The sequence below is a fragment of the Jannaschia donghaensis genome (genome assembly GCF_001403795.1).
Classification (GTDB): domain Bacteria; phylum Pseudomonadota; class Alphaproteobacteria; order Rhodobacterales; family Rhodobacteraceae; genus Jannaschia; species Jannaschia donghaensis.
The window spans coordinates 1083671-1088078 of sequence record NZ_CXSU01000012.1 but is presented as its reverse complement, the minus strand read 5'-3'; the positions used below and the strand labels follow the sequence as shown (position 1 = coordinate 1088078).

6 protein-coding genes are annotated in these 4408 nt (G+C 61.7%); all 6 read left to right on the top strand.

The window, feature by feature from the left end; all coding sequences use genetic code 11:
- Positions 1-65 precede the first annotated feature (65 nt).
- Positions 66-281 carry a rcc01693 family protein gene (locus JDO7802_RS14555; RefSeq protein WP_055086671.1) on the top strand — a complete coding sequence of 72 codons (216 nt, stop codon included), beginning with the start codon at positions 66-68 and terminating at the stop codon, positions 279-281.
- Positions 274-921, top strand: a complete 648-nt coding sequence (locus tag JDO7802_RS14550; RefSeq protein ID WP_055086670.1) for an RcGTA-type gene transfer agent tail tape measure protein — start codon at positions 274-276, stop codon at positions 919-921. Before JDO7802_RS14555 ends, JDO7802_RS14550 begins: the two co-directional genes overlap by 8 nt.
- An 11-nt stretch (positions 922-932) precedes the next feature.
- Complete coding sequence (locus JDO7802_RS14545; protein WP_055086669.1) at positions 933-1565, top strand: DUF2460 domain-containing protein; 633 nt, start codon at positions 933-935, stop codon at positions 1563-1565.
- On the top strand, positions 1562-2431 hold the full coding sequence (locus JDO7802_RS14540; RefSeq protein ID WP_275934862.1) for a phage/gene transfer agent baseplate hub protein: 870 nt from the start codon (positions 1562-1564) through the stop codon (positions 2429-2431). Before JDO7802_RS14545 ends, JDO7802_RS14540 begins: the two co-directional genes overlap by 4 nt.
- The gene (locus JDO7802_RS17740; protein ID WP_083481183.1) at positions 2428-2874 is read left to right on the top strand and encodes an NlpC/P60 family protein; all 447 of its coding nucleotides are present in this window, start codon (positions 2428-2430) and stop codon (positions 2872-2874) included. Before JDO7802_RS14540 ends, JDO7802_RS17740 begins: the two co-directional genes overlap by 4 nt.
- A gap of 2 nt (positions 2875-2876) precedes the next feature.
- A partial coding sequence (locus JDO7802_RS14535) for a baseplate megatron protein TIM-barrel domain-containing protein (RefSeq protein WP_187298183.1) occupies positions 2877-4408 on the top strand: 1532 nt, incomplete at its 3' end.

Sequence of the window (4408 nt, the reverse complement as noted above, 5' to 3'; positions counted from 1 at the left end):
GGTCCTGTAGAGGCCACGCGTGTCGCCGCCCTGTTGCTGGGGCGTGCGTTCGCGTTGCCGGGCCGATGACGGACGCCGCCGACGGCGCGTTCGACTGGCCGGCCCTGATGGCCGTCGGCCTGCGCGGGCTTGGGCTGAAACCCGCGGAATTCTGGATGCTCACGCCGGCGGAACTGGCGTTTCTGCTGGGTCAAGGTGACGGGCGGCTGCCGATGGATCGGGCCGGGCTGGACGCGTTGGCCGCCCGGTTCCCAGACAAGGAGGATACGAGTGATGGATGATTCCATTGGCGAAAGCCTGGACGAAAAGCTGGATGCGCTGGAGGCGCGGCTGGGCGGATCGGAGGTGGTTGTGGCGCGGTTCACATCCGCCTTGGGAACGCTCGAGGGGCAGATGCTCTATACCCAGCGTGAGGTGCAGGGGTTGTCGCGGTCGTTCGGCGGATCGCTGAAGCGCGCATTCGAAGACGTCGTCTTCGACGGGCAGAAGCTGTCGGATGCGCTTGGGACACTGGCGCAGTCGATGATCAACGCAAGCTATAACGCGGCGATGCGTCCGATCAGTCAGGCCGCCGGCGGTTTGCTGGCGAGCGGCGTGAACGCCGTTCTGCCGTTTGCGGATGGCGGTACGTTTGCGCAGGGACGGGTGATGCCGTTCGCGAAGGGTGGCATCATCAGCTCGGCCACGACCTTCCCGATGCGCGGCGGCACCGGATTGATGGGCGAAGCAGGACCGGAGGCGATCATGCCCCTGCGCCGCGGTCCGGACGGCAGTCTGGGCGTGGCGGCCCAGGGCGGCGGCAAAGCAGTGACCGTCACGATGAACATCACGACCCCGGATGTGCAGGGCTTCAAACGCTCCCGCAGTCAGGTGGCCGCAGAAATGTCCCGCGCGTTGACGCGCGGGGCGCGCAATCGCTGAGGATTCTGTCCATGTCATTTCACGAAATAAGATTTCCGCCGCGCTTGTCCCTTGGGTCGATCGGAGGGCCGGAACGCCTGACCGAAATCGTGACACTTGCCAATGGGCATGAGGAGCGGAACACCCCTTGGGCCCATTCCCGACGGCGCTATGACGCCGGTGTCGGGATGCGCTCATTGGACGATGTGGGCGAAATGATCGCATTTTTCGAGGCCAGGCGCGGGCAGTTGCATGGGTTTCGGTGGAAGGACTGGTCCGACTACAAATCGGGGCGGATTTCGGCGGAGCGGACGTTCCGGGACCAGATCATCGGTATCGGGGACGGGCAGACGACGGTATTCCAGTTGTCCAAGACCTACACGTCGGGCGAGCAGAGTTATACGCGCCCGGTGAAAAAGCCGGTGGCGCGCAGTGTTCTTGCCGGCGTGCAGGATGACGAGCTGACGTTTGAAGTGCACTACGACGTCGATAACACAAACGGACTGGTCACTTTCGCGGAGCCGCCGGATGTCGGTGCCAACGTAACGGCGGGGTTCGAATTTGATGTGCCGGTTCGCTTCGATACCGATGTGATCTTGACGTCAGTCCAGACCTTTCAGGCAGGCGAAGTGCCGGACGTTCCGGTCGTGGAGTTGCGGTCGTGAGCGCGTTGGCCGCGCACATGGCAAGCGGGTGCGCGACGGTCTGTCGGGTTTGGATCGTACGACGCACGGACGGTGTGATGCTGGGGTTCACGGATCATGACCTATCGTTGACTGTAGATGGCGTTGCTTGTCTTGCCGCATCGGGCATGTCGGCGGGCGCATTGCAGGCGTCAACGGGTCTGGCCGTCGATAACGCCGAAGCGCAAGGCGCGTTGAGCCATGACGCCATCGAGGCGGATGACATCCGGGCCGGTCTTTGGGACGCAGCCGAGGTCACGACCTATTTGGTCAACTGGACGATCCCGTCGCAGTTCGAAATTTTGTTCAAGGGCACATTGGGTGAGATTTCCTGGGGGGAAGGAGCCTTTACCGCCGAACTCAGGGGCTTATCCGAAGTCCTGAACCAAGCCCGAGGGCGAGTGTATCAGTCGCGGTGCGATGCAGTCCTTGGCGATGGGCGATGCCGAAAGGACCTTGGTCCTCTTTTCAGTATCGAAGCGGACGTCCTTACGTCCGAGGATGATCAGCGCGTTGGCCTGCCGCAGCTCCGCGAATATGCTCCGAAGTGGTTTGAAAGCGGTCGGATGATTGTCCTTACCGGCGCGGCAGCAGGGATGGAGGCGCGCATCAAGACCGACCGCGCACGCGACGAGATGCGGGAGTTCGGATTGTGGCAGTCGCTGCGCCGCCCGCTCACCGCAGGAGATCGTGTACGGATCGAGGCTGGTTGCGACAAACGCATGGCGACCTGTCGTCTGAAGTTTGACAACGTTCTGAACTTCCGTGGCTTTCCTCATATTCCGGGCGAGGATTGGCTGATGTCCTATCCTGTGTCGTCGGGCAACAACGACGGTGGCCAGCTGTGAACAGGGTCGTTGCAGCCGCGCGTCGCTGGATCGGGACACCCTATTATCATCAAGCCTCGGTTCGGGGTGCAGGAACGGACTGTCTAGGCTTGGTGCGTGGCGTTTGGCGCGAGCTTTACGGGAGTGAGCCCGAAACTGTCCCGGCCTATTCTCGCGATTGGGCGGAGCCGCAGGGCCTTGAGATATTGTTCGCAGCAGCGGGCAGACATCTGACGGCCATCGCTCCGATCGAAACACTTAGTTCGGGCGAACTTCTGCTCTTTCGGATGAGGGACACGGGCATCGCCAAACATCTTGGAATCGTCGGAGACAGCGGAGCTTCACCGACGTTTATCCACGCTTACAGCGGTCACGGCGTCGTCGAGACGAGCCTTTCCGCGCCTTGGCGACGACGAGTGGCAGCGCGCTTTGCCTTTCCGCCAATCCACACCGAGGAGAACTGAACATGGCGACACTCGTATTGGGAGCTGTCGGAGCAGCGGTCGGGGGAAGTCTGGGAGGCTCCGTCCTTGGTTTGAGCGGCGCGGTCATCGGACGTGCCGTGGGTGCCACGCTTGGCCGCGCGATCGATCAATCGGTTCTTGGAGCCGGTTCTGAAGCCATCGAGACAGGCAAGCTTGACCGGCTGCGCCTTACGGGTGCGTCCGAAGGCGCGCCGATCCCGCGAGTCATTGGACGCACGCGCGTGTCCGGTCAAGTGATATGGGCCAGCCGGTTCAAGGAGATGCGTGAGACGAGCGGCGGAGGTGGCAAGGGCGGTCCGAAGACACCGAAGCAGACGGCCTACAGCTATTCGATCTCGCTCGCCCTTGCGCTGTGCGAAGGCGAGATCACCCGCGTCGGGCGCATCTGGGCGGACGGGACCGAAATTGCCCGGTCCTCGGTCCAGATGCGCGTCTATCGAGGGTCGGAAGATCAGATGCCGGACTCGGTGATCGAGGCAACGGAAGGGACTGATGACGCTCCCGCGTTTCGGGGAGTCGCGTATGTTGTTTTCGAGGATCTGAACCTGGCGCCATTTGGCAATCGCGTTCCGCAACTGTCTTTCGAGGTCACGCGGGCAGTCGAGGTGGAGGGCGAAGTTCCGTCTCCCTCGAGTCTAATCGAAGGGGTCGCTTTGGTCCCCGGAACCGGCGAGTATGCCCTAGCCACGACAGCGGTGCATTACGATCATTCCGGCGATAAGAGTTCGGCGAACGTGAACACCGAGCAGGGGATCGCCGACTTTCGCGTGTCGATGGACGATCTAACTGAAGAGCTTCCAAACCTGAAATCCGTCTCGTTGGTCGTGTCCTGGTTCGGGGACGATCTGCGGGCAGGCCATTGCCGGATCCGGCCGCGTGTTGAGCAAAATGAGGTCGATGGCAAGCGCCAGGCCTGGAACGTTTCAGGCCTGACGCGAGAAACGGCGGGTCGTGTTCCATTCGATCAGGAGCAACCGGTCTATGGCGGCACTCCAAGCGATCAATCGGTCATCGAAGCCATTCGTGATCTGAATGCGCGCGGGATAGCGGTGACGTTTTATCCATTCATCCTGATGGAGCAAATGGGCGGCAATGGCCTTCCCGATCCCTATGGTGGAGGGGAGCAGGCAGCCTTGCCATGGCGCGGCCGGATCACCACCTCCCTTTCCGCAGGTAAGCCCGGAACGTCGGACCGGACCGCAAACGCATCAGCAGAAGTAGATGCTTTTTTCGGCGCAACTGCTGGATCGGATATCATTCTCGATCAATCGCAGCGCGATAGCGGGATTGGTGATTTGATCTTTTCAGGTGGGCCAACACGGATCGTCACCGGGCCTGAGGCAGATTGGTCATATCGGCGGTTTATTCTGCACTACGCCAAACTGTGCGCTGAAGCTGGCGGAGTCGAGGCATTTTGTATCGGCTCCGAAATGCGTGGATTGACGCGTATCCGTGGGGAGGGAGACAGCTTTCCGGTTGTAGCGGCTTTGCAAGACCTCGCTCGGGACGTGCG